Origin of the sequence: Chryseobacterium cucumeris (assembly GCF_001593385.1) — a bacterium.
GTDB lineage: Bacteria > Bacteroidota > Bacteroidia > Flavobacteriales > Weeksellaceae > Chryseobacterium > Chryseobacterium cucumeris.
Window position 1 is genome coordinate 299593 of sequence record NZ_LUVZ01000012.1, and the last position, 24942, is coordinate 324534.

General features: G+C 36.0%; 22 protein-coding genes. 7 read left to right on the top strand and 15 right to left on the bottom strand.

Translation table 11 applies throughout. The features are described 5' to 3' along the window. The first annotated feature begins 3 nt into the window (after nt 1-3). The 4 genes from A1704_RS10305 (at nt 4) to A1704_RS10320 (ending at nt 5469) form a co-directional block, all read left to right on the top strand. A complete protein-coding gene (locus A1704_RS10305; RefSeq protein WP_062673076.1) occupies nt 4-3123 on the top strand; it encodes a M60 family metallopeptidase in 3120 nt (1039 codons plus the stop codon). Between the two features lie 345 nt (nt 3124-3468). Continuing rightward, on the top strand, nt 3469-4440 hold the full coding sequence (locus A1704_RS10310) for an ion channel (protein ID WP_062673079.1): 972 nt from the start codon (nt 3469-3471) through the stop codon (nt 4438-4440). Further along, the gene (locus tag A1704_RS10315; protein WP_062673081.1) at nt 4441-4929 is read left to right on the top strand and encodes a YkgJ family cysteine cluster protein; all 489 of its coding nucleotides are present in this window, start codon (nt 4441-4443) and stop codon (nt 4927-4929) included. Nucleotides 4930-5166: 237 nt separating this feature from the next. After that, nucleotides 5167-5469, top strand: coding sequence for a hypothetical protein (locus tag A1704_RS10320; protein ID WP_062673083.1), 303 nt, complete (start codon nt 5167-5169; stop codon nt 5467-5469). Nucleotides 5470-5511: 42 nt separating this feature from the next. Here the strand turns inward: A1704_RS10320 and A1704_RS10325 are convergent, their stop codons facing one another. The 4 genes from A1704_RS10325 to A1704_RS10340 form a co-directional block, all read right to left on the bottom strand. After that, a complete protein-coding gene (locus A1704_RS10325; protein ID WP_238590601.1) occupies nt 5512-5907 on the bottom strand; it encodes an iron chaperone in 396 nt (131 codons plus the stop codon). 101 nt (nt 5908-6008) lie between these two features. Beyond that, nucleotides 6009-7367, bottom strand: coding sequence for an NADP-specific glutamate dehydrogenase (gdhA, locus tag A1704_RS10330; RefSeq protein ID WP_062673086.1), 1359 nt, complete (start codon nt 7365-7367; stop codon nt 6009-6011). Nucleotides 7368-7557: 190 nt separating this feature from the next. Further along, nucleotides 7558-8667, bottom strand: coding sequence for a DNA-processing protein DprA (gene dprA / locus A1704_RS10335; RefSeq protein WP_062673089.1), 1110 nt, complete (start codon nt 8665-8667; stop codon nt 7558-7560). A gap of 33 nt (nt 8668-8700) precedes the next feature. Beyond that, a complete protein-coding gene (locus tag A1704_RS10340) occupies nt 8701-9468 on the bottom strand; it encodes a rhomboid family intramembrane serine protease (RefSeq protein ID WP_062673091.1) in 768 nt (255 codons plus the stop codon). Nucleotides 9469-9717: 249 nt separating this feature from the next. On the opposite strand from A1704_RS10340, the gene A1704_RS10345 reads away from it, so the two are divergent. Both A1704_RS10345 and A1704_RS10350 read left to right on the top strand, forming a co-directional pair. Further along, nucleotides 9718-10644, top strand: coding sequence for a DUF3078 domain-containing protein (locus tag A1704_RS10345; RefSeq protein ID WP_062673093.1), 927 nt, complete (start codon nt 9718-9720; stop codon nt 10642-10644). 228 nt (nt 10645-10872) lie between these two features. Next, nucleotides 10873-11796, top strand: coding sequence for a DUF3078 domain-containing protein (locus A1704_RS10350; RefSeq protein WP_062673095.1), 924 nt, complete (start codon nt 10873-10875; stop codon nt 11794-11796). Nucleotides 11797-11871: 75 nt separating this feature from the next. On the opposite strand, the gene sufD is transcribed toward A1704_RS10350, so the two are convergent. The 4 genes from sufD to A1704_RS10370 form a co-directional block, all read right to left on the bottom strand. Further along, nucleotides 11872-13179, bottom strand: coding sequence for a Fe-S cluster assembly protein SufD (gene sufD, locus A1704_RS10355; protein ID WP_062673772.1), 1308 nt, complete (start codon nt 13177-13179; stop codon nt 11872-11874). Nucleotides 13180-13343: 164 nt separating this feature from the next. Continuing rightward, nucleotides 13344-14087 carry a Fe-S cluster assembly ATPase SufC gene (gene sufC, locus A1704_RS10360; RefSeq protein ID WP_034691829.1) on the bottom strand — a complete coding sequence of 248 codons (744 nt, stop codon included), beginning with the start codon at nt 14085-14087 and terminating at the stop codon, nt 13344-13346. 241 nt (nt 14088-14328) lie between these two features. Then, nucleotides 14329-15777, bottom strand: coding sequence for a Fe-S cluster assembly protein SufB (gene sufB, locus A1704_RS10365; protein ID WP_062673097.1), 1449 nt, complete (start codon nt 15775-15777; stop codon nt 14329-14331). Nucleotides 15778-15860: 83 nt separating this feature from the next. Beyond that, nucleotides 15861-16190 (bottom strand): HesB/IscA family protein, encoded by a 330-nt coding sequence (locus A1704_RS10370; protein WP_062673099.1) that lies wholly within the window; start codon nt 16188-16190, stop codon nt 15861-15863. A 296-nt stretch (nt 16191-16486) separates the two neighbouring features. On the opposite strand from A1704_RS10370, the gene A1704_RS10375 reads away from it, so the two are divergent. Continuing rightward, complete coding sequence (locus tag A1704_RS10375; RefSeq protein WP_062673101.1) at nt 16487-17347, top strand: GLPGLI family protein; 861 nt, start codon at nt 16487-16489, stop codon at nt 17345-17347. Nucleotides 17348-17407: 60 nt separating this feature from the next. On the opposite strand, the gene ypfJ is transcribed toward A1704_RS10375, so the two are convergent. From ypfJ to A1704_RS10410, 7 genes are all read right to left on the bottom strand, one after another. Continuing rightward, nucleotides 17408-18271 carry a KPN_02809 family neutral zinc metallopeptidase gene (gene ypfJ / locus A1704_RS10380; RefSeq protein ID WP_062673104.1) on the bottom strand — a complete coding sequence of 288 codons (864 nt, stop codon included), beginning with the start codon at nt 18269-18271 and terminating at the stop codon, nt 17408-17410. 65 nt (nt 18272-18336) lie between these two features. Beyond that, a complete protein-coding gene (locus tag A1704_RS10385) occupies nt 18337-20415 on the bottom strand; it encodes an alkaline phosphatase family protein (RefSeq protein WP_062673106.1) in 2079 nt (692 codons plus the stop codon). Between the two features lie 168 nt (nt 20416-20583). Next, nucleotides 20584-21102, bottom strand: coding sequence for a 6,7-dimethyl-8-ribityllumazine synthase (ribH, locus tag A1704_RS10390; RefSeq protein ID WP_062673108.1), 519 nt, complete (start codon nt 21100-21102; stop codon nt 20584-20586). 3 nt (nt 21103-21105) lie between these two features. Further along, nucleotides 21106-21813 carry a YfgM family protein gene (locus tag A1704_RS10395; protein ID WP_062673110.1) on the bottom strand — a complete coding sequence of 236 codons (708 nt, stop codon included), beginning with the start codon at nt 21811-21813 and terminating at the stop codon, nt 21106-21108. Between the two features lie 229 nt (nt 21814-22042). Then, nucleotides 22043-22579 (bottom strand): adenine phosphoribosyltransferase, encoded by a 537-nt coding sequence (locus A1704_RS10400; RefSeq protein ID WP_062673112.1) that lies wholly within the window; start codon nt 22577-22579, stop codon nt 22043-22045. A gap of 3 nt (nt 22580-22582) precedes the next feature. After that, a complete protein-coding gene (locus A1704_RS10405) occupies nt 22583-23782 on the bottom strand; it encodes an NTF2-like N-terminal transpeptidase (protein ID WP_062673114.1) in 1200 nt (399 codons plus the stop codon). Nucleotides 23783-23898: 116 nt separating this feature from the next. Next, nucleotides 23899-24915: a hypothetical protein gene (locus A1704_RS10410; RefSeq protein ID WP_062673116.1), complete on the bottom strand. Its 1017-nt coding sequence runs from the start codon at nt 24913-24915 to the stop codon at nt 23899-23901. Between the last annotated feature and the right edge of the window lie 27 nt (nt 24916-24942).

Below are 24942 nucleotides of genomic sequence, written 5' to 3' on the forward strand. Positions count from 1 at the left end.
AAGATGAAAAAAAATTATTTTATCCTTTTATTTCTGTTCTTCTTACAGATAGTTTTTGCTCAGCAATATAAAATGCCTATAGCTTATGTAAGTTCGTTACAACCACCACAGCCCGGGCAGGAGGCAGGAATGTGTAATGATAATAATGTGAATACACTTTATCATTCGCGGTATAATTTGAGTACTGCACTTCCGGATCAATTAAATTTCAAATTTTCCAGTCGGGTAAAAAGTGTAAAAAAGTTGGTGTACAAGCCTAGAACAACAGGTCCTAATGGAATATGGACAAGTGTGAAGGTTTCCTATTCTACGCAATCCGATCCTTCTGTTTTTATAGCAGCAACTGGAGTTATTTCCTGGGCATCTGATAATACGGCAAAAACAATAGATTTGCCAACAGCAATTGTTCATCCTGATGTTATTAGGATTGATGTTCTAAGTGCTCAAAATAATTTTTCAAGTTGTGCAGAGATGGAGTTTTATTCTGAAGAACAGATGGACCCTATACAAACAGAATGTACACTCCCCACCAATGAGTTTTCAGGGTATGCGGATATTCCTGTGTTGCCTCAGGTGGCAGGATCTTCGGCTTCAAGTTTCCAATCGGGAGAAAATATAGAGAAATCCTTTGATGGTAATGTAAGTACGCTTTATCATTGTAGCTGGAATGCTACAGCAGCCACTTTTCCTATTTCTCTGATTTATAAGTTTGATGGGCAGACATCTATGAATTATTTAAGATACACCCCAAGACAAGATGGTGGGCCTAATGGTCTTTTCGGAAATGTAAAAGTAAGTTATAATACCATTTCTAACCCTGCTTATGTTGATATTGCTACTCAAAATTTTGGACAAACGAGTACTATTAAAACGGTAGTTTTTCCTTCTGCCATTACTCCTTTAAATATAAAGATTGAGGTTCTTGATGGTAAAAACAATTTTGCCAGTTGTGCTGAAATGGAATTTTTTCAGAACAGCCCTAATAGTTTTAATCTTTCAGCTTATTCAAATATTTTTAATGATACTCTTTTCAGTACTTTAAAACCAACAATAACCCAGCAGGATATTGATGCAATTTCCTCACCTTTCATTAAAGGGTTAGCTCAGTGTTTATTTAATAATACCTATAATAGAAAATACAGAGTTCAGACTTTTACGGCATATAAAACAATTGAATCCATAAACAACCAGTATAAGCTAGGGAATTATAATGGCTATGAAAATCCGACAGGGTTAGCATTTCAGGCTAATACTACTGCTATTGTTTTTGCCAAAGATATTACGGAGGCAAACAAAGTTTATTTAAAAATAAGAGATTTCGCTACTGAAGGAGCTTCTCCTGAAAAATCTTATGAATTGAAAAATGGACTGAATATTCTTAATATTACAAATGCCGGACTGGGATACATTTCATATTACACTGATGATGTAAATGCATTACCTGTATCGGCAAATATTACAGCAGGGATTGTAAATGGTATATATAAAAAGGGTACAGCGTCTGCAGAATGGATTGAAATGCTGACTAATGATGTCTATCCAAAAATTGATATAGAAGGTTATTACACGAAACTGATGATGGATAAGTCTGTGATAAGCAATTTCCATTTCACCACCGCTCAGCCTTTAATTGATAAATACGATGCAATTGTTAAATCTGAAAGAGAAATGATGGGCTTTTTTAAGTTTAATAAAAATCTTAAAAACAGACAGCTTGTTTATACAGAATCTTCTGGAGGCTGGTATGCAGGAGGCCTGGGTGCTCATTTAGATCTCACTTGGGGGCTTTCAAATTCTGCTTCAGCAACTGGTCTGGACTTTTGGGGAGTCGCTCATGAATTAGGGCATGTCAATCAGATTAGACCTGGGCTAAGATGGATCGGAACGACAGAAATTACAAATAATATGTACTCGCTTTGGGCATATTACAATTTGTATTCACCAACAGGAGCTAACAGATTTACAAGACTGGAAGGTGAAATTGCTGATAAAACGGCTTTCCCTAAAGTGGCAGGAAACAGATTTGGAGAAATTATTATTCAAACCCAAATTAACGGGAAGAGTATTATGGATCAGTTCAGAACAGATTATGTGAATCCTGCAGATGCAAATTTCAGAAGCCTTATTCCGTTTTGGCAATTAGAATTGTATTATCAATTGGCGGGTGCTTCAAAAAGTGCATCTACGCTTGCATTTGATTCGGATATGTCAGATGAAAATACGCCTCCGGTTATACCTGCTGTTCCGGGAATAGATTATGCACATTGGTTTGCTACAGTAGCTGAAAAAGTAAGAAACACAAACGAAACCCAGCTTACCAATGGACAAATGGTCATGAATTTTGTGAAAAATACCTGTGACGCTGTGCAGGAAGACCTTACAGATTTCTTTACCAATACAGGTTTTTTAAAACCTATTAATGCTACAATTTCAGATTACTCAAACGGTCAGCTTACGATTACACAAAGTATGATTGATGATGTGAAAGCCTATGTTTTAATGAAGGGGTATGCAAAACCAGTATCTCCTGTGATTAATTATCTTTCGGCAAATAGCGTGAATGCCTATAAAAATCTTCTTCCTGTCTCAGGAATTACAGGAATTGGGGCCCAGATTGTGAACAATGCGCAAGGTCAGTTTTTATTGGTAAATAATTCTAAGTGGAATAATGCTGTTGCATTTGAAACTTATGATGCAGGTGACCAGCTCATCAGTGTTTCTATCGTAGGAACTGGAGATACTACATTGGCCAATACATATGTTGATTTCCCTTCTAATGCTTTGAAAGTATATGCAGTAGGATATAACGGGCAAAAAATTCTCGTTTATCCGGCAAATACTTTAGCTGTTAAGGATAGTAAGACAAATAATAATGACTTTATTATTTATCCGAATCCCTTAAAGAATGGACAAAAACTGGTTATCCATATTAAAAATTCAAGAGAAAATCTGAACGCTGAATTATCTGATATGACAGGGACGTTATTGATTTCAGTAAAAGGCTCTCTAAGTGACATCAATAAGGAAATTAACGATAAAATAAAAGATCTGAAAACGGGAATTTATATTATTTCAATAAATAACGGGACCAATAAATATCAGTCTAAAATTATTAAAGAATAATATTAGTAATTAATTCGCCGGAATTTGAGATTACCCAATTGCCCCGCATGAAACGCTATTGTGTAATTGGGATTTAATAAATGATATAAACAGCAGAAAAATTTGAATTTCTGCTGTTTTTTTATTCATTTTAAGTAAACAGCTTTATAGAAAATCCATGGTAAAATCATCTATCATCTGAAGGGAGTAATTTAAAAAAATGATTACTTAAAAAATTAAGCATCATAATGTGTTCTATGCTTAACTTTGCCTTTTAAAATATCTGTATGCTGAAAGAAAGAGCTAATCATCAACTGGCTTATTGTAGAGGAAAATCTAATATAACAAAGTCAAAATGATTAAAAAATGACAGGAGGATTCAGAAAAAAGATCCGTCAGAAAAATGCGGAGAACAGTGGTTTCGGAACCAATGCCTCAGGAAGGTTCATCAATAAAGATGGTCTCCCGAATGTTCAGCGAAGAGGCGTTAATGTTTTTAACAGGTTAAGCTGGTATCACACCATGCTGAATTTGTCCTCATTTCGTTTTATTTCTTATCTGGTTATCGCTTATATTCTCATTAATCTACTGTTTGCAATGATCTATTATCTGATTGGGGTAGAGCATCTCACAGGAATAGATAAAAGTGATCCACTCAATGAATTTATTGATGTCTTTTTCTTTAGTTCCCAGACATTCACCACAGTTGGATATGGGAGGATAGCTCCGGTAGGATTTTTGGCAAGTCTTGTAGCAACTTTTGAAGCTTTTCTGGGATTGCTTACCTTTGCCATTGCAACAGGGCTTTTTTACGGAAGATTTTCAAGACCACGGGCATATCTTAGATTTTCTGATATAGCAGTTATTGCTCCTTTTCAGGAATCTTCAGCATTGATGTTCAGGCTTGCTCCCTATAAAAATAATGCATTGACGGATGCCGACGTAATTGTATCGGTAGCTATTGAAGTTGTGGAAAATGGGGTTGCCAAAAGTAATTTTTACCGACTTACCACGCAGATGAGTAAGATCAATACGTTGGCTCTCAACTGGACTGTAGTGCATAAAATTGATGAAAACTCTCCGTTTTACGGTTTTTCTGAAGAGGATTTTAAAAATACAGATCTTGAGCTCATCGTACAGGTACGCGCATTTGATGAAGTATTTTCAAATACGGTGGTTCAAAGATCTTCGTACACTACTGGAGAAATTGTATATGGAGCCAAATTTGTTCCGATGTATTATCCAAATAAAGAAAATCTCTCAACGGTACTGGATCTGGATAAAATTAACGAGTATAAAAAAGAAGAACTTCCGGAGTCCGTGAGAAACAAAGAATAAATGGATTTAGATTTTTATAAAAAACAAGCGATACAAAAGCAGAAAGAACACAAGAAATTTCTGGACGGATTAAAGAAAAAACCGCCCAAGAATCTCGATTATATAGTGCAGGAGACACATGATGAAGTTTTTGAAGAAATAGATTGTCTGCAGTGTGCCAATTGTTGCAAAACAACGGGACCTCTCTATACCGAAAAAGATATTGAGAGAATTTCCAAGCATCTCCGAATGAAGTCTGCAGACTTTGAAGCAAAATTTTTGAGAGTAGATGAAGATAATGATAAAGTATTGCAGAATCTTCCCTGTTTTTTTCTGAACGACGATAATACATGCTCTATCTACGACGTAAGACCAAAAGCCTGCCGTGAATATCCTCATACAGACCGTAAAAAGATTTATCAGATCAATAATTTGATGCTGAAAAATACAGTTATCTGCCCTGCAGCATTTGAATTTGTAGAAAAAATGATGAAGAATATAGGAAAATAGTTTTGTAAGCAGGAAGAGGGGAGATGGGGATTGGGGGCTCTCATCTTTGATCAGAAAAACTGCGACTTCTAATCTAATAAACTTCCTGCTTCCAACATCCCTCTTCCAGCCAAAGCACTCTAACTCATTTTTGCAAATTCCTCTTAAATAATTATAAAGTACGTTAAATAAGTCTTTTACACATAATTTTATAAATAATGTCTCGTTTAAGTTAAACAATCATTTAAATATTACATTATGAAAAAGTTATTTTTAACGGCAGCGTTTACATTAGTCGGAGTAATCGCAGTATCAGCACAATCAACACCACAAAAGCCGGCCGATACTTCTACTAATAACACTACGACAACTCAGACTCAACAACCGAATACACAGACTACAAGTCCTTCGGATCCAAAGAATCAACAGGAAAAATCACCTGCAACTACAATGGAAACTGCACCTGCAACGGATCCATCAGTAAGTACAACGCCTACTGATGCTACTAAGCCTGCAGATGCTCCTAAAGAAGAGAAGAAAGACAAAAAGAAGAAAAAGTAAAGCACTTAGCAAACACTAGTCGGAATCCTGAAATCTTGTATTTCAGGATTTTTTTTGTTCAATTTCTTCCACTTTGAACAATAAAATCTTGGTGACCAGATCCAGCGGCAGATTTTCAGTGATGGGAAATTGAACAGCTCCTTTTGAAAATTTATACTTTCTTTCCTCAAAATCTTTTTTAAAATTATGAATACCCTCAGCTCCGGGATAGAATCCGATATGCTTTTTATATCCTGCAAAATAAATCAACGGTTTTCCTTTGTACCGGAAGGCCGGCATCTGATATCCGATATATTCTTCCAAATCCGGAACCTGTAAATGAATTACTTTTCTAAGTTTGAGTAATTTTTTCTGTACATCTATCGGAAACAGAAGTATATATTCATCAATATTTTTAAAGGTGTTTTGCATCATATAAAAATAAAAAAAGCGCTGCATATAGCAGCGCTTTCTCCTTTCACTTTTTACTTTTTTCCCATTATCCCGGGAACAGGCTATATCAAAAAAGGTCGGGAGTTTTTCCCAACCTTTGTTTTTTGTTACACAACTCCTTGAGCCAACATTGCTTCTGCTACTTTTACGAAGCCGGCAATATTTGCACCTTTTACGTAGTTTACATAACCGTCTTCGTCTTTTCCGTAGTCTCTACAAGCTTTATGGATACCGATCATGATTTCCTTTAATCTTGCATCAACTTCTTCAGAAGTCCAGTTAAGACGGATAGAGTTCTGAGTCATTTCTAATCCTGATGTAGCAACACCTCCAGCGTTGGAAGCCTTACCAGGAGAGAATAATACTTTATTATCTAAGAAATAGTTGATAGCATCTAGTGTAGAAGGCATGTTAGCCGCTTCAGTTACACAGATACATCCGTTTTCAACTAATTTTCTTGCATCGTCTAAATCTAATTCGTTTTGAGTTGCGGAAGGGAAAGCTACGTCACACTTCACATCCCAAGGACGTTTTCCAGCGTGGAACTCAGCTGATGGATATTTTTTAGCATAGTCTTCCGCTCTGTTATTACCAGAAGATCTAAGTTCTAATAAATAATCGATCTTTTCTCCGCTGATACCATCTTTATCGTAGATATATCCGTCAGGACCAGAGATTGTTACAACTTTAGCACCTAGTTCAGTTGCTTTTTTAATAACTCCCCACGCTACGTTTCCGAAACCTGATACTGTTACAATTTTATCTTTGAAATCCTGTCCGATCGTTTTAAGCATCTGCTCTGCGAAGTATACTACACCATATCCTGTAGCTTCAGGACGGATTAATGAGCCTCCGTAAGCAAGACCTTTTCCTGTAAGAACTCCGGTAAACTCGTTTCTGATTTTCTTGTACTGTCCGAATAAATATCCGATTTCTCTTGCTCCAACACCGATATCTCCTGCAGGTACGTCTGTTTCAGGACCGATGTGTTTGCATAATTCTGTCATGAAAGCCTGGCAGAAACGCATTACTTCCATATCAGATTTTCCTTGTGGATCGAAATCTGAACCTCCTTTACCACCTCCCATTGGAAGAGTTGTCAAAGAGTTTTTGAATACTTGTTCGAACGCCAGGAATTTAAGAACTGATAAGTTTACAGTAGGGTGGAAACGGATTCCTCCTTTGTATGGTCCAATAGCAGAGTTCATTTGAATTCTGAAACCTCTGTTAACCTGAATTTCTCCTTTGTCATCAACCCATGGAACTCTGAAAATAATAATTCTTTCAGCTTCAGCCATTCTTTCAAGCAGCTTCATTCCGGTATATTCTTTTTTAGTAGCAATGAATGGAATTACGGTTACGGCAACTTCTTTTACAGCCTGTAAAAATTCCGGTTCGTTAGGATTTTTTGCTTCAATTTTTGCAATAAACTCTTGGATTTTCTGGTCAATATTATATTGTTCCATATATTAAGGTTGAATATTATTGTCAACAAATTTAATTTTTTTTTCAAGATTCACAACACTATATTTTAACATTGTTAAAAATTAAATAATAATGTTTCGTAATATTATTAAATTGATAATTTGTGTTTAAATTTTATTAAAAATGAAATGTTATATATGAAATAATGCAATATTAAGAAATCATTAAATCTTAAATTGCGATGAATTGCCTCCCGGAAAATGATTTTACTTTCCCTAAAAGTTCCAATTCTAAAATTATTGGTAAGATTTTATGAGTAGGAAGATCAATTCTCATGGAGAGATCGTCTAAACAGATTTGAGGATAAGATTGAATAGATTGATATATTAAGTTCTGATTGTCAGATAATTGTAGTTTGGTCTCGCTATAAGGAAATAACTCTTCCATTTTTTCTTTAGGATCATTTAATCCAAGGAGTTCTATAAGATCTTTTATGGTAGAAATTGCCGTTGCTTTATTATGGAAAATCAGCTGATTACATCCCTGGCTAGAACTGTCTGTAATTTTTCCAGGCAGTGCAAAAACATCACGGTTATAATCATTGGCAAAGGCTGCTGTGCTCACAGAGCCTCCTCCGAAACCGGTTTCCACTACAATCGTTGCAGGGGATATTCCTGCCACAATTCTGTTTCTCTGGATAAAGTTTTCCCGGTCAGGTTTTCTGGAAGAGCTGAACTCCGTTATTAATGCTCCTCCTTCCTGTAATATTTTTTCAGAAAGTTTTCTGTTTTTTGCCGGATATAGATATTGAAAACCATGTGCAAGAACAGCTACAGTGGGCTTTTGATGACAAATAGACTGTTCATGAACTTCTTTATCGACGCCTAAAGCGAGACCGCTTATGGATGTATATTTTGAGGATCGTGTTGCTTCAAAAAAGTTTTCAATAAACTGTTTTCCATAAGCGGTCATATTTCGGGTTCCTACAATACTTATTTTTGGCTGTGCATCCTCAATATTCCCTTTTTGATAAAGAATAGCGGGAGTATCATTACATTCATTAAGTAGAGAAGGGATTTCTTTGAGGTGTTTTAACCTGATTTGAATATTATTTTTTTCGCAAAAATTTAATTCTTCTTCTGCGAATTCCAAATGAGACTTATTTCCAATATCTGAAACTGTTCTTTGTCCTATTCCTTCCAGCTTTTTATATTCTTTTTTGGCTCTTTTCCAGGCTTCCTGAGCGCTTCCGAAAGTACGGACAAGTTTATGAAAATGGATATCGCCAATCTGGCTGCATTCGCGGAGGGCGATGGCATAAAAGTATTCTTCTGAGGTCATGTGTGTTTTTTTTCAAATGTAATGAAATAAGTTTTATCTTTTTCTCAATTCATCCAAATGGTCCCAGATATCATCTTTTTTCTTGTATGGAAGTTCCATAAAGTCTTCAGGATGATTTTCCTTGTATTCCTGCCACAATTTATCATCTTTTTCGCTGTAATAATTTGGAAACTCCCAGATAAATTTTTTCTTCTTTTCGCCAACATTTTTAAAAGCAAATGCAATAATACTGCCTACTACAGCTCCTGAAAGATGGGCCTGCCAAGAAATTTTGCTCGGCTCCTGCATGTTGTAAAACAGTTCTTCAGGAAGCATCCCCCATATCAAACTGCCATAATAAAGCACAACAAGCATTGAAATTGTGAGAAGCTTCGTATTCCATTTAAATACCCCGCTGAAGAATAGGAAAAAAGCGAGTACATAAACCACGCCACTTGCTCCGATGGTACAGGTGTACATATATTCACCGGTAAGAATATCAATAGGAGGAAGAAGCCATACCAAAAGTCCCGTTGCCAGCCAGCCGATGATAAAAACTTTGTTGGCAACCAATGGATAAAACTGATACAGCAAAAACATAAGTGCTGCTATGGGAATGGAATTTCCTATAATATGATCGATATTTCCATGTAAAAGGGGAGAGGTAACTACACCAAGCAATCCCTCAGGCAAGAGAGGAATAATGGCTCCAAAACAGCTTTGAAAAAAGCCCTGCATTTGTAAAAAATACCCGAACCACATCGTTGAAAGCATCAGCAATGGGTATATAACCGCTCTTTTGGAAATTACATTTTTGAACATGTGGGTTTTACGTCAAATCAAAAGCCAATGATAAATTTCGGAAAATTTGTCGATGAATAAGTTTCTACCGTCCTGATTTTAAGACAAAAGGTGTTAAATTTAACTTTTGAACTCATTATTTGGCATTGATTTTATAGAAATATCTTGTTATGAGGTAATTCAACTTTATAGAAATTGGTTCTTTTAAAGCTGATTTTAGCTTTTAAAAAAATTATATTAATATTTTTGCATTGAAAATTATTTAGAGTAATGAAGAAGTTTTTATTGATTCTTTCCTGTTTTATAGGAATATATGCAAGTGCACAAGAAGAATTGAAAAAAGATTCCGCAGTGGTAGATACCATAAAATACTGGTCGGTTTTAGGAAAAAACACATTAATGATTAATCAGGCTGCCTTTTCAAACTGGGTAGGCGGTGGTGCCAATAACGTTGGATGGCTTGCCGGATTGAATTATAATCTGACGTATGAAAAAGATAAAGACCTTTGGGAAAATATCATTATTCTTGGATATGGGCAGAATGATACAAAAGGCCAGGGTATCAGAAAAACACAGGACGTTATCAATGTTTCTACTAATTATGGACGAAAATTCTCAAAAAGCTGGTATTTCTCTATGGGAGCAGGATTTCAATCACAGTTTGCTGCAGGATATGAAGACGGAAATAACCCTGATGCGAAAAAGATATCCAATTTTATGGCGCCGGGCTACCTGAACGTCGGGATGGGTATCACATACAGACCCAATGATGATCTCACTGTAACGTTACGTCCTACCAACGCCAGATGGACATTTGTACTGGATAAAGACCTTCAGACAGCAGGCAGCTATGGTTTAAAAAATGATGGAGATACTTCGTTATTACAATTCGGTTTTCTGGGAACAGCAATATATAAATTGAAAATAATGGAAGATATTTATTTAACCAATACGGCTTCTGTCTTCTCGAATTACCTTGATCACCCGGACAGATTAGTTCTTGCCTATGGAGCTTTGCTGAACCTGAAAGTGAATAAATACATATCCTCCAATGTGACCGTAGACTTGCTATACGATCATAATCAGATAGAGAAAACACAGCTGAAACAAACTCTTGGAATCGGATTTGCCTATACGCTCGCAAATGGTGTAAAACGTTCTGATCGCAAAGACAGCCAGTGGTGGATCAAAAAATAGTTTGGAAAATTTATATTATAGTTAAAAAACACTTCAGAAATGAGGTGTTTTTTCTTTATAAAATTCTGTAATTTTAAGTTGACTTAAGTTTGATTAGGAATTGTTTTGTTTACAAGTCGTTTAATTTCAGTTGTTTATGCGCGTATTTTTAGTTATGTTAAATTCATTTTAAAGTGAATTTTATGATGGCATAAATTATTATTTATACATTTGTAATAAATCAACATTATGAAAAAACTTTTATTGATCAGTTCTATCTCTTTGGGAGCTGTAGCATTCGCTCAGGAGGCTAAGACAGAAGCTCCGGCATCAGACACCATTAAAGCATGGTCTATTCAGGGGCAAAATACATTAATGCTTAACCAGGCTGCCTTTTCAAACTGGGTAGGAGGTGGAGCTAACAACGTTGGCTGGCTTGCTGGTGTTAATTACAACCTGACGTATGAAAAAGGGAAAGATCTTTGGGAAAATATTATTATTCTGGGATATGGGCAAAATAACACGCAGGGAACGGGAGTAAGAAAGACTCAGGATGTCATTAATCTTTCTACAAACTATGGTAGAGAATTTGCCAAACATTGGTATTTGTCTGCAGGAGCAGGGCTTCAGACTCAGTTTGCTCCGGGTTATGAAGATGGAAATAATCCTGATGCAAAAAAGATTTCCAATTTTATGGCTCCCGGATATCTGAGTGTAGGAGCAGGGGTTACATACCGTCCCAATGATAATCTTACAGTTACTTTACGACCTGCAAATGCCAGATGGACTTTCGTTTTAGACGAAGATCTTCAGAAAGCGGGAACTTATGGTCTTAAAAATGATGGAGACTCTTCTCTTTTCCAATTCGGTTTCCTGGGGACAGCAATGTACAAGCTGAAAATTATGGAGAACATAACCTTACTGAATACGGCTTCTGTATTCTCAAACTACCTTGATCATCCGGACAGGCTTGTCCTTGGATATAGCGGAGTTTTAAGCATGAAAATCAATAAATATATTTCTACCAACGTTACTTTGGATCTTTTGTATGATCATAATCAGATATGGAAGACTCAGTTGAAGCAGACTTTAGGCGTAGGATTGGCTTATAATTTTGATAATGGTAAGAAACGTTCGGAAAATAAAGATAACCAAAGCTGGTTGAAAAAATAAGAGACACACAATCTAGTAAATACAATAAAAAAAAGCACTTCATTTGAAGTGCTTTTTTATCAATATATATAAGTCTTAGAATTCTATATCAACTTCTAATTTCTCAGCCAGCAGCTTTGAAATTTTCTCTTTTAGAGGTTCTATATCAATATTCTGCATAGCATCATTCGCAAAAGCATATAAAAGTAATGCCTGAGCTTCTTTTTTCGAAATTCCTCTGGCTCTCAGATAGAATAAAGCATCTTCATTCAATTGTCCTACGGTACATCCGTGAGAACATTTTACATCGTCTGCAAAAATTTCTAACTGAGGTTTTGTATCAATACTTGCCCCTTCACTTAGCAATACATTGTTATTCTGCTGATAAGCATTTGTTTTCTGAGCAATTTTGTCCACAAAAACTTTTCCGTTGAAAACTCCGTGAGCATTCCCATCAAAGATTCCTTTGTAGTTCTGGTAACTTTCACAATTCGGGAAGTTGTGGTGAACTGCTGTATGGTGGTCTACCAACTGATCTTTCCCGATAATGGTAATTCCGTTCATGAATGAATTGATATTAGATCCATTATGAATAAAATCAAGGTTGTTTCTTACCAGTTTACCTCCGAAAGAGAATGTGTTTACCGTTGTTAAACTGTCTTTCTCCTGTCTTGCGAAAGTATTGTCGATAAGATAGGTTGTGTTGTTATCGTTCTGAAGCTTGTGCCAGTCAGCTTTTGCATTCGGATAGGTAAAGATTTCCGTCACAGAGTTTGTCAGTACGTAAGTGCTGTCAAAATTATGGTGGCTTTCAATCACTTCTACTTTTGCTCCTTCTTCTACGATCAAAAGGTTTCTGGTATTGTAGAATGTGTTTTCCTCCTGATTCTGAGAAATGTAAAAAACGTGGATTGGCTTTTCAATCACTACATTTTTAGGAACTTTAAGGAAGAAGCCATATTTGCAGTAAGCAAGGTTCAGGTTCGTAAAAGCCTGTTCTTTGGAAGCAATCGTATTGAAATACTTTTCAAAAACCTCTTTATGCTTCTCATCATTCAATGCATAATTGAATGAAAGGAATTCTACATTTTCAATAGAAACTTTAGATAACTCTTTGTGAAGCTTACCGTTTACAAAAACAATCCAATCAAAATTTTCTTCTCCAAGGTGTAGTTCATCAAACTGCTCTTTAGTGATATTGTGGTGCTCTTTCGGGAAGAAGTTGTAGCTTTTTTCCGTGATCTCCTTTAGATTGGTATATTTATATTCTTCGTCTTTTTTAGTAGGAAAACCAAGGTTTGCAAATTTCTGAAGCGCTGTTTTTCTTTCCTCATCCAGAAATCTGTGACGAAGACTCTCCAAAAATTCATTATGGTTCTCTATAATTTGTTCTTTTAATGCCATTACTGGTATATCTGTGGTTTGCACCATTTTTTCTTTTTTTATTAACTAAAATATTGTTATTCCGAGGAATAGGAAAACCAATTTTTAATAGTAGAGATTCTTTTCTGCCACATTGTATGAATGATTACAGGAAAGGTTAATCTCTGAAATAATATATATTCTTCTTAGTTAAGAAGCCAGTCGTAACCTTTTTCTTCAAGTTCTAATGCTAAAGACTTATCACCTGTTTTGATGATTTTTCCATCTGCTAAAACGTGAACAAAATCAGGCTGAATATAGTTTAGTAATCTTTGATAATGCGTAATCAAAAGAACTGCATTTCCTTCATTTTTAAAATGATTTACTCCATCTGCTACGATTCTTAAAGCATCGATATCCAATCCTGAATCAGTTTCATCAAGAATTGCCAGCTTAGGATTAAGCATCATCATCTGGAAAATTTCATTTCTTTTCTTTTCACCTCCGGAGAATCCTTCGTTCAATGATCTTGAAAGGAAATCTTTTTTAATTCCCAGTTTTTCAGACTTCTCACGAATTAATGCAAGCATTTCTTTTGCCGGCATTTCTTCCAGTCCGTTTGCTTTTCTCGTCTCGTTCAAAGCAGCTTTGATAAAGTTCGTTACAGAAACTCCCGGAATTTCCACTGGATACTGGAAAGAAAGGAAAATCCCTTTGTGAGCTCTATCTTCAGGAGCTTCTTCACTGATGTCCTGTCCTTCGAAAAGAATCTCTCCACCAGTTACTTCGTAATCTTCTTTTCCTGCGATTACAGAAGATAGGGTAGATTTACCAGCTCCGTTTGGTCCCATGATCGCGTGAACTTCGCCCGGCTTTATTTCAAGATTAATACCTTTTAATATTTCTGCGCCATCTTCAATTTTGGCGTGAAGGTCTTTAATTTGTAACATTCTTGCTAACTTTTGCTTTTTATAATTGTATGAGCTTCTTTCCTTTATATACACATCGTCTTTATATTAGGATATTTCCTCAATAGACGGAGAGAAGCTTTTTATATTTTATGTTTATAATAATCTTCAATAAAGACTATAACTTATATTTCCGTTTTAGCGGTTGATCATCGGATAAAAACTCTGAAAACCTTGCCTTTAAATCAATTTGTTTTTATCTGAAGGGTTCTTTTTGATAATATTATCCTACTGAACCTTCTAATGAAATCTCAAGTAATTTCTGAGCTTCAATAGCAAACTCCATTGGAAGCTTATTTAAAACTTCTTTGCTGAAACCATTTACAATCAGAGCAATGGCTCTTTCTGTATCAATACCTCTCTGGTTACAGTAGAAAATCTGATCTTCCCCGATTTTTGAAGTCGTAGCCTCGTGCTCTAACTGTGCCGTAGGGTCTTTGATTTCAATATAAGGGAAAGTATGAGCTCCACATTCATTACCCATCAATAAAGAGTCACATTGTGAAAAGTTTCTTGCTCCTTTTGCAGAAGGCATTACTTTTACCTGTCCTCTGTATGAGTTTTGTGATTTTCCGGCAGAAATACCTTTTGAAATAATCGTTGATTTGGTATTCTTTCCGATGTGGATCATCTTTGTACCTGTATCTGCATACTGGTGGTTGTTGGTAACCGCAATAGAGTAGAACTCTCCGATAGAATTGTCTCCTTTAAGGATACAAGATGGATATTTCCACGTTACTGCTGAACCTGTTTCAACCTGTGTCCAGGAGATTTTTGCATTTCTTTCGCAAAGTCCTCTTTTTGTTACAAAGTTGAATACACCTCCTTTACCTTCTTCATTACCAGGATACCAGTTCTGTACTGTTGAATATTTAATTTCAGCATTGTCTAAAGCGATAAGCTCTACAACCGCTGCGTGAAGCTGGTTTTCATCTCTTGACGGTGCTGTACATCCTTCAAGATAAGAAACATAACTTCCTTCATCAGCTACAAGAAGCGTTCTTTCAAACTGTCCTGTTCCTGCCTGGTTGATACGGAAATAAGTAGAAAGTTCCATCGGGCATTTTACTCCTTTAGGAATATAACAGAAACTTCCGTCAGAAAATACTGCGGAATTCAATGCTGCATAAAAGTTATCCCCTCTCGGAACTACTTTTCCAAGATATTTTCTTACCAAATCAGGGTGGTTTTTAATAGCCTCAGAGATCGAACAGAAAATAATTCCTTTTTCTGCCAGTGTATCCTGGAAAGTAGTTTTCACAGAAACTGAGTCCATTACGATATCTACAGCAACTCCTGAAAGTCTTTTTTGCTCTTCGATATTAATCCCTAGCTTTTCGAATGTTTTCAATAGTTCAGGATCTACTTCGTCAAGGCTTGCCAGTTCAGGCTTTACTTTTGGAGCAGCATAGTAACGGATTGCCTGAAAATCTGGTTTTTCATATTTGATATTAGCCCACTCAGGCTCTACCATTTTCTGCCAGATTTTGAAAGATTCCAATCGCCATTCAGTCATCCATTCCGGCTCTTCTTTTTTAGCAGAGATCGCACGGATGATGTCCTCGTTTAAACCAGTCGGGAAGTCTTCATAATCAATCTTCGTCTCCCAACCGAATTCATATTTTTTATTTTCTAGATCGACTCTTAGATCGTCTTCTGTATATTTACTCATTACTTTTTTTTAGATTTCAGATTTTAGATTTCAAAATCCAGAGTAGCTCTGAGGTCTGAAATCTAGGATCTAATGTCTTTTCTCTAAAGACTAAATGATTCCCCGCATCCACATGTTCTGGATGCATTCGGGTTGTTAAAAACAAACCCTTTTCCGTTCAATCCTCCTGAATACTCAAGAGTTGTTCCTGCTAAATAAAGGATGGATTTTTTATCTATAATAATTTTAATATTATTATCTTCAAAAATCTGATCTGTGTCTGTTTTTTCGTTGTCAAACTTTAAAACATACTCTAAACCAGAGCATCCGCCGCTTTTTACCCCTACTCTTATATAATCTTCAGCAGGGTTAAAACCATCTTCCGTCATTAACTGGATGGCTTTCTCCTTTGCATGGTCTGATACTTTTATCATTGTATTTATTTAGAATGATTTAATGATGCAAAAATACGAACTAATTTCCGCAATCTCAAATCGAAGATATCTATTTTAATGATTCTGATATTAATAGCTATTTCTGTGAGGATAAATTATGTTAAAAAAAGATAAACTAAGCCGTTTACTGTTAAGGTTTTATTTATAATTTTAACCTTGAATCATATTTTGAATCTATAAAGAAGATATATAATGAAGCAATAAAGGAGAAAACTTGTCAAAAAATAGATACAATAAGTCTTTCTTTTGATAATGCTCAATAAATAAAAATATAAATGAAAAAAATAGGTATTATCGCATTGGCGCTCTTTATACAGAATGTTTCTGCACAAACCAACAGATTCGTATATCAGGTGACGATGAAGCCTGATGCGGAAAATAAAACAGATATCAAGACTGAAAATGCTTATCTGGATATTTCTCCGGAAAAATCAGTGTTTTATTCTGAAAACAGAATCAAAAGAGATTCTATTATGCAAAAAGCATTTCAGAGTGGAGGCGGAAGAGCAAGCATCAACAGAGATCAGATGGAAGGATTGAGAACGAATATCAGCTATTCCATTGAAAAAGATAAAACAAATCAAAAGACCTATTTCAAAGACAGAATTGGGCGTGATATTTATTCATATGAAGAAGACAGACCACTGAACTGGAAAATAGAGTCAGAAACGAGAAAAATAGGCGAGTATAAAGTTCAGAAAGCTGAAACTGATTTTGGTGGAAGAAAATGGACGGCGTGGTTTACAACTGACCTACCTTATCAGGACGGACCTTATAAGTTCGGTGGACTTCCGGGATTGATTGTAAAAGTGGAAGATGATAAAGGAGATTATTCTTTTGATTTAATGAAAAATTATAAAATTGCTGAGTTTCCGGCTTTGAACCAGTTTGGAAATACTTTGAAAGTAAAAAGAACAGATTATATCAAGCAGCAGCAAAAATTTAAAGCTGATCCAATGTCGTTTATGAGCCAAAGTGGAGGTGGACAAGGTGGATTTTCTAATACAATAAGAATAGGTGGAGGCGGAAGAGGTCCCGGCGGCGGAAATCAAAATCCTGCCGATATGAGAAAAAGAATGGAAGAAAGGGTGAAAGAAGAGGCTAAGAAAAATTCAAATCCGATCGAATTGCAATAAATAAAAAAGCGGTCTTAAGTCAAGACCGCTTTTTTATATCATTATAATTTTTGATAAAAACTATTTTAATAGCTGGTTGAAAGTATCACCCTGTCTGATATCTCCGGTGTTGTAACCTTTCATAAACCATTCTTTACGCTGTGCAGAAGAGCCGTGAGTAAAACTTTCCTGATTCACATATCCCTGTGCTCTTTTCTGAATATTATCATCGCCAACTGCTTCGGCAGCATCTATGGCAGACTCAATATCTCCTGGTTCCAGAATATGTTTGCTGTCATTGGTTCTTTTTGCCCATACTCCGGCATAGAAATCAGCCTGTAATTCTGTAGCTACGGATACTCTGTTCATCTGCTCTTCGGAATATCTTCCGCTTCTTCTTAATGCATCTACTTTCTGTGTAGTTCCCAAAAGGGTCTGAACATGGTGTCCTACTTCATGTGCAAGAACATAAGCTACTGTAAATTCTGTTACTTTAGCGCCGAATTTTTGCTGAAGTTCACCAAAAAAACTCATATCCATATAGACTTTCTGATCTGCCGGACAATAGAATGGTCCCATAGCAGATTGAGCAGTACCACATGCTGAAGATGTTGTATTTTCGAAAAGAACTACCTGAGGAGCACTGTAAGTCATTCCATTTTCCTTAAAAATCTGATCCCAGGTAAGAATATTCCATTTGGCCATCATATCAACCATTTCTCCAACTTGTTTTTCATCGGCTGTAAGCTCTCTCTGTTCCCCGGAATTTCCTGAAGACTGCATGCCGCCAGAATTCAAAATGCCGGATGGGTCACCTCCCAAAAAGAATACGATGGCTGCTATAATTAAAGTTCCGAGTCCGCCTCCTACAATCATACCGCCACTTCCGCCTCCTGAACCACGGCGGTCATCAACGTTTCCGCCTCTGTCGTCTGTCCATTTCATACTAATAAATTTATGGGTTAATTTAAATATTTTACGCCAGATTATGAGCGAAAATATTTAGATATTTATCTGTTGAGTTGTTTTGTTTTGAGCCAGTAAGAAGTAGATTGATAGGCTGATACAGCATCATCAACCAGTTTCTGATCTGGATCTTTTAATAATTTTTCGTCGTAATACAGTTTAAATTCCGGTTTCAGATCACTTTTTTCCAGTTCCAAAGAATACTGTTTTACCTTTTTAACCGGTGAAATAATAGTCAAACGTTCACCTTTGATAAATCCAAGATCCTGATAGGTTGCCACATAAGCTTTAGGCTGGAATTCAGGTTTAAACACATCCTGACCCAGGAATTTAGATTGATAGTTGAAATTTAATAATCCCATAAGAGTAGGCATTACATCTATCTGAGACATCAGTGCATCAAATTTCTGAGGCTGAATAAATCCTTCAGAGAAAATCATGGCAGGAATTCTGTATTTATCCATTGGAAGTTCTGTTTTCCCGGCGCTGGATGCACAATGGTCTGCAATAATAACAAAAACCGTATTCTTGTACCAGTCTTGTTTCTTAGCCATATCGAAGAACAGCTTAAGAGAGTAGTCTGTATACTTTACACCCCCTTCACGGGATTTTGCTGTTCCCGGAATATCAATTCTTCCGTCAGGATAAGTAAACGGTCTGTGGTTGGAAACCGTCATCCAGTGATTGAAAAATGGTTTTCCTGATTTGGCTTCGGCATTCATCACCTGAATAGCTTTTCTTGCCATATCTTCATCAGCAACCCCCCAAACATTGGCAAAAGTGATTTCTTCAGGTTTAAAGTTGTTTCTGTCTACAATTCCATAGCCGTTCCCTCCGAAGAAGTCCTGCATATTATCAAAATAGCTGTATCCGCCGTATAAAAACTTGACATCATATCCTTTAGACTTGAAAACACTTCCGGTTGTGAATTTATTCTTATTGTCATCTCTCTTGATGATACTTTCTCCTGCTGTAGGAGGAATACACAATGTTAAAGCTTCCAGTCCGCGTACCGTTCTGTTTCCGGTTGCATACAGATTGGTAAACATGAGTGATTTATCAGCAAGACTGTCCAGGAAAGGAGTGATTTTTTGGGTATTGCCATAATGTTCCATGAAATCTGCAGAAAGACTTTCAATGGAGATCAATACTACATTTTTCTTCACTTCAGGCTGCTCCGCAACGACAGCTCTTGATAACGTATGCTGTGGGTACTGGCTTAAAAAATTCTTTTCGGCCTGCTGCTGGTTAATCTGCGAGTAGAACTGGAAGTAATCCAGTTCATTATGGGTAAACGCCCAGTAGAACTTAGGAAGTCCGTTGGCTTCAATTTCGTCGGCGAAAACATTGTCAGATTTGATTTGCATCAAAGACGGTATTGCCAGCGCACTCAACGCGCAAAGTACCATAAAACTGCCCAGAAGAAACATTTTTTGTTTAAAGTCCGGAAGTTCCAGCAATTCATCTTTTGTTTTCTTATAAATGAACCACGTGATGGTAAGGGTAACAAGCATGATGGCAGAAAACAATGGAATTACAGGGTAACTTTCCATGATATTCCCAATCACTTCATTGGTATAAATAAGATAGTCTACAGCAATAAAATTATAACGAACTCCAAATTCATTATAGAAGAAGTATTCACTGACTCCGTTGAAAATGATCAGAAGAACGTATAATAATAATGTGATGAAATATAATGTGTTACGTATTTTTATCCTTTGAGTAGGAAGGAAAAGCATCAATCCAAAGAAAAGAGTTTTTATCCCTACGAAAACAAGCGCTATTTCCATGATGGAACCTCCATACTGCTTGAAAATATTGTTCGGCACAAGCCATATATAAAGGAAGAATAGAACCAGAGCACTCAGAATAATGTGTCCGTAAGGTTTTTTATATTTTGAATTGGAAAGAAAGAGGAAGTAAAGAGCGAGAATGGAACTGGCCAGTATGAAAACAAAAATGTCATTCACCAGACCTATCAGCAAAACTTTTACGACTTCGAAAAATCCAAAACTAGCAGTAGTAATAGGATGAAAAAAGAATACTGTTCTTATTATCAACGAAATAATAAGATAGAAAATTCCTAAATACAGGAAGGGTTTTATTTTTTTTAAAAACATGTATTGTCTGTCTTTATTAATTTTCACAAAGATAGTTTTTGTAGGGAACTTTTGACGGAAAAAAAGAAAAACATCCTTTTTATTAATAAGATTTATGAATTATTTATATACTAATAAAAAAGGGACTATTAAAAATAGCCCCTTTATATTGTTAAAGTGAATAAAAAGTTAAGAATGTCCGAAACCGATATTCCCCTTTTTATCAGATAATCTCTTTTTGAAATCAATCATTCTTAGCGCTGTAACGGCTGCTTCCACTCCTTTATTTCCAAGATCTCCACCACTTCTTGCAATAGATTGTTCTTTGTTATCATCTGTTAATACACAGAAAATAGTGGGGGTGTCCGTCATGATGTTACAGTCTTTGATTCCCTGCGCTACTGCAGAGCATACATAGTCAAAATGTGGAGTTTCCCCACGGATCACACATCCGATAGAAATTACTGCATCATATTTTCTCTCTTTGCAAAGCTGCATACTAGCATAGCTTAATTCGAAAGCTCCTGGTACAGGGAAAAGTTTGATATTTTCAGGTTTTACCCCTTCTTTTTCAAGGATTTCCAAAGCTGCATCACGAAGATTGTAAGTTACAAAATCATTCCACTCAGAAAAAACAATGCCGATAGAAAAATCTTCGGCATTAGTTATATGAAGTGGCTTGTAATCGGATAGATTAACTGTTGCCATTTTTTAATAATATTTAGTCATTTCGATATAAGAATCAGACATTCCATTGTCGTAGTCCTGATATTTCTCGTCAATTGCAGAGAAGTATTTTTTAGCTTCTGCATTTTTCTTTAATCCTAAAGCAACAATACCTGCTTTTCTTGTAAAATAATACGTTGTATAAGGATCATCAGATGCTGTAGCAGCCTGATCTAATAAAGACAGAGCTTCATCATTTTTGTTAAGACCTGATTTTGCATCAGCCATTGCTCCATACTTCATTGCCATCAAGGTTTTGTTTTTGGAAGAGAATTTATCCAAAAGATCATATGCTTCCTGGAACTTTCCTTCTTTGAATTTTAATAAACCAGCATTGTAAGCAGAAAGTTTACCAATTTCAGTAGAAGAATATTCATTAGCTGTACCTATAAAACCTGGATTAGCTGCAGATTTTCCACCTAAGGCATCTTTATCTTTACCTTCCGTAAGATTTTTTTGAGCAGCAAGGAAACTTTTTACAGCCTCAGTGTTCTTTGGAGCAATTACAAATTGCTTATAAGCAAAGAATCCTAAAACTCCTAAAATCAAAGCTCCAAATACAAAACCAAGCGGCTTTGAATATTTTTCAACAAATCTTTCAGTGTTTAAAGCCTCTCTGTCAAGGTCTTTAAAGAACTCAACTGTTTCTTTACCTTCTTGCTCGTTCTGAGCACTCTTTCCCAATTTTGCCATAAGTTTTTAAAAATTGAAATGCAAATTTAATTGTTTCTGAGAGATTTACAAAATACTTTGTGAGTATTATTGACGAAATCTTGTGAATTGTTAATGGTGAATGATGAATTTATTAAAAAAAAGATGCTTCGAGATGTTCAGCATGACACTTCTGATAGTGCTTGTTCTAATCTCACAGTAAATGATTAGCGTTGTCATGCTGAACCTTTCGAAGCATATATATTAAGTCTTAGTATCCTAAAATATGGTAGATCTCTGCACCGAATTTCTTCAGTTTTTCATCACCGTTCAGACCTTGTAAACCGATAAGGAAACTAAACTGTGAAACAATTGCTCCTTGCTTTTCTACCAATTTTGCTGCAGCTTCAGTAGTTCCTCCCGTGGCTAAAAGATCATCATGGATTAAAACTCTTTGTCCAGGTTTTATCTGGCCTTCACGGGTTTCAATAATGGCACTTCCATATTCCAGATCATACTTTTCTGAAATAATTGGCGGGGGAAGTTTTCCTGCTTTTCTGATTAGAATAAATGGTACTTCCAATGCCACAGCGATAGCGATTCCAAAAAGGTAACCGCGGCTTTCAATTCCGCAGACTGCATCTATTTTTCCTTTACTGAATGCAACAAGGTCTGCAATGACATCTTCGTAAAGTTTTGGGTCTAAAAAGATAGGTGAAATATCCTTAAACTGGATTCCCGGAATCGGAAAATCAGGGATATTTTCAATTGTTTCTTCTAATCTTTTGATCAGTTCTGCTGAAGCCATTTATTAATTGATTTTATAGCTGGAAATTTTCCAGTCTCCATTTACATTTTTAAGCCCGAAAGTTACTTTTAAAGAAGTTGTCTTCCCACTTTTATCCGTTACATCATAAGTAGCGTTTACGCTCGCACTATTAGCATTAGCTCCACTTGTCGTAATGTTTTTTACATTTACATTTTTTACAGATCCAAAGCCTGAAGTAGGATTTGAGAAAGATTCATAACTTCCCCAGCTTGGATTACTGGCTGTTTCGTATGCTGCTTTTAAGTTTTGAGAACTCACACTGTTCAGGAACTTACTTACTGTATTTTTAGGGTCTGCAGTAGGCTGCTTTGGTGCAGCTGGTGTTGCTGGAGTAGCTGTTGCAGGATCCGTAGTTGCTCCAGGAGTTGCTGTTGGATTGTTTGGATCTATCACTGCGCTTGGTTGCTCTGTCACCGCTGTCGAATCAGTTTTTGGAATGGCAGGAACTTTTAGAGCTGCTGCATTGACATCAAGCCCGATTTTAGACATTTTGAAAGTCTTGGCAGTTGTTTTTACAGAAACCGTGATATCAATTTTATTATCTACCACTTTTGAAGCAGGGATAGAAGAGAACTTTAAATTGAATCCTTTAAAGTTATTATCCTGCATAAGGTTTTTAGCAGTAGCCAATCTTACACCGTTACTGAAGACTTCAAGAGTGGCTTCAAGGCCAGCTCCTGTGAAAGATACAGGGTTTCCGGCTGCATCTACAAGTCTTGGAACAATCTGGATTGCTGTAGGTGCTCCGGTTCCGTCATCTCCCGTAGGTCTTGTCACAAGGCTTAGTGATCCGGCTTTCACATCGTTAGGATCGCTTTCTTTAGCTTTATCATCCCCGAAGATATTCATCTCTCCAAGTGATGGTGGGGCAGTACTTGCCCATTCTATTCCGTTTTTCTGAGCCACTTCGTCAGCCAAAGACATGATTTCAGGAACTTTCTTTCCGTTAATCAGTTTTCCAAGGGCTTTTAGCTCATTGATATCACCGTCTGCCTCTACTCCAAATGTTTTAAGGATATAAAGAGCTTCATTAAACTTAATCTGCTTAATGGTAGGTAAACTGGAAGTCATATCATTGATACTTGACTGCAGTGTTTTAGTATTCGTAGCATCTACATGATCTTTCTTGCATGCTGTAAAAAGCAACAGACTGAAAACAAGTAGAAAAGAAAACTTTTTCATTTTTATTTGGTTTGTTGCAAATTTAATAAAACCTTTATTAATACTGGATTTTATTTTCACTTTATGTTTTATGGCTTGTTTTATTTCTTTTTCATAATAGCCATAATCCTATATTTTTACTTTTTTTGGGGTTGTTCTTTTAAGTCTCCTTTGAAAAAATTGCTGAAGATGGTCTGCATATTCGGGAATGAAGAATCCTGCCAGTAAGAAGTTTTGTAATTACTGTTTTCTTTATCAAATTTTACTTTTTCAATATCATTGTCGTTGTTAAAGCTAAGTTCTGTAGGATAGAAATTTGTGTAAACGGCAATCTGATTGTATTCGGGTTCGCTTTTGTGTTTAAGCTTAACAAAAACAAGTTCATTGTATTCAAGAAAATCTTTCAATGTCTTTTCTGATCCCTTTTCAAAAGACATATTCAATATGGTTCTGATATCATAAAATCGATATCCGAAAAATGAAAATTCTTTTTCCTGAAGTGCTCCGCCTGTCACCTCAATCTGATCTTTACGATCGCCTTTCAATTCTCTGATGATATTTCTTTTTGTTTTATATTCTTCCGGATTTCCTACATTTTTAAGTTTTGGAATCTGTAGAGAATTTCCATAATCCCATGATGAAGTTTCTTTCTTCTCGTTTTTAGGTTCTGTCAATCTGAAAACCCTGTATTGTTCCACGTTTGTACTTTTTAGCTTTTTTGTTTTGTTGTCAAAAATATAGGTTACAATTCCATCGGTATAACTATTCAGTTTATTATTTACGGTCACGTAAGCATTAAAATTTCCTTTGATAAAAATGTATTTGGCAGGTTTGTTATTTTTGATAACTACGGTTTCAATCTCTTTTACCTGATCATTGATTTTAATAATGGGCTGGTCAAAATCGGAATATGATAAGGTGGCAACAGGAAAATTATTATAGACAAGCTGAAACTTTTCCTGCGAGGGAGATAATGATTGTTTGTCAATCTTGCCTTCAATATCTGAGTATGCCAGAATAGTTCCATCTTTCCCAAACACTGAAACTCTGGGAAGGGGAGCACTACTTTTTTCAGAAACGAAAGTGATGGTCTGTGCAGAAATAAAACTATATAAAAAAAGAAAGAATGTGTAAAGGAAAAGTTTGGTTTTCATAGTAAGTTTTTTTTAATTGTTGATCCC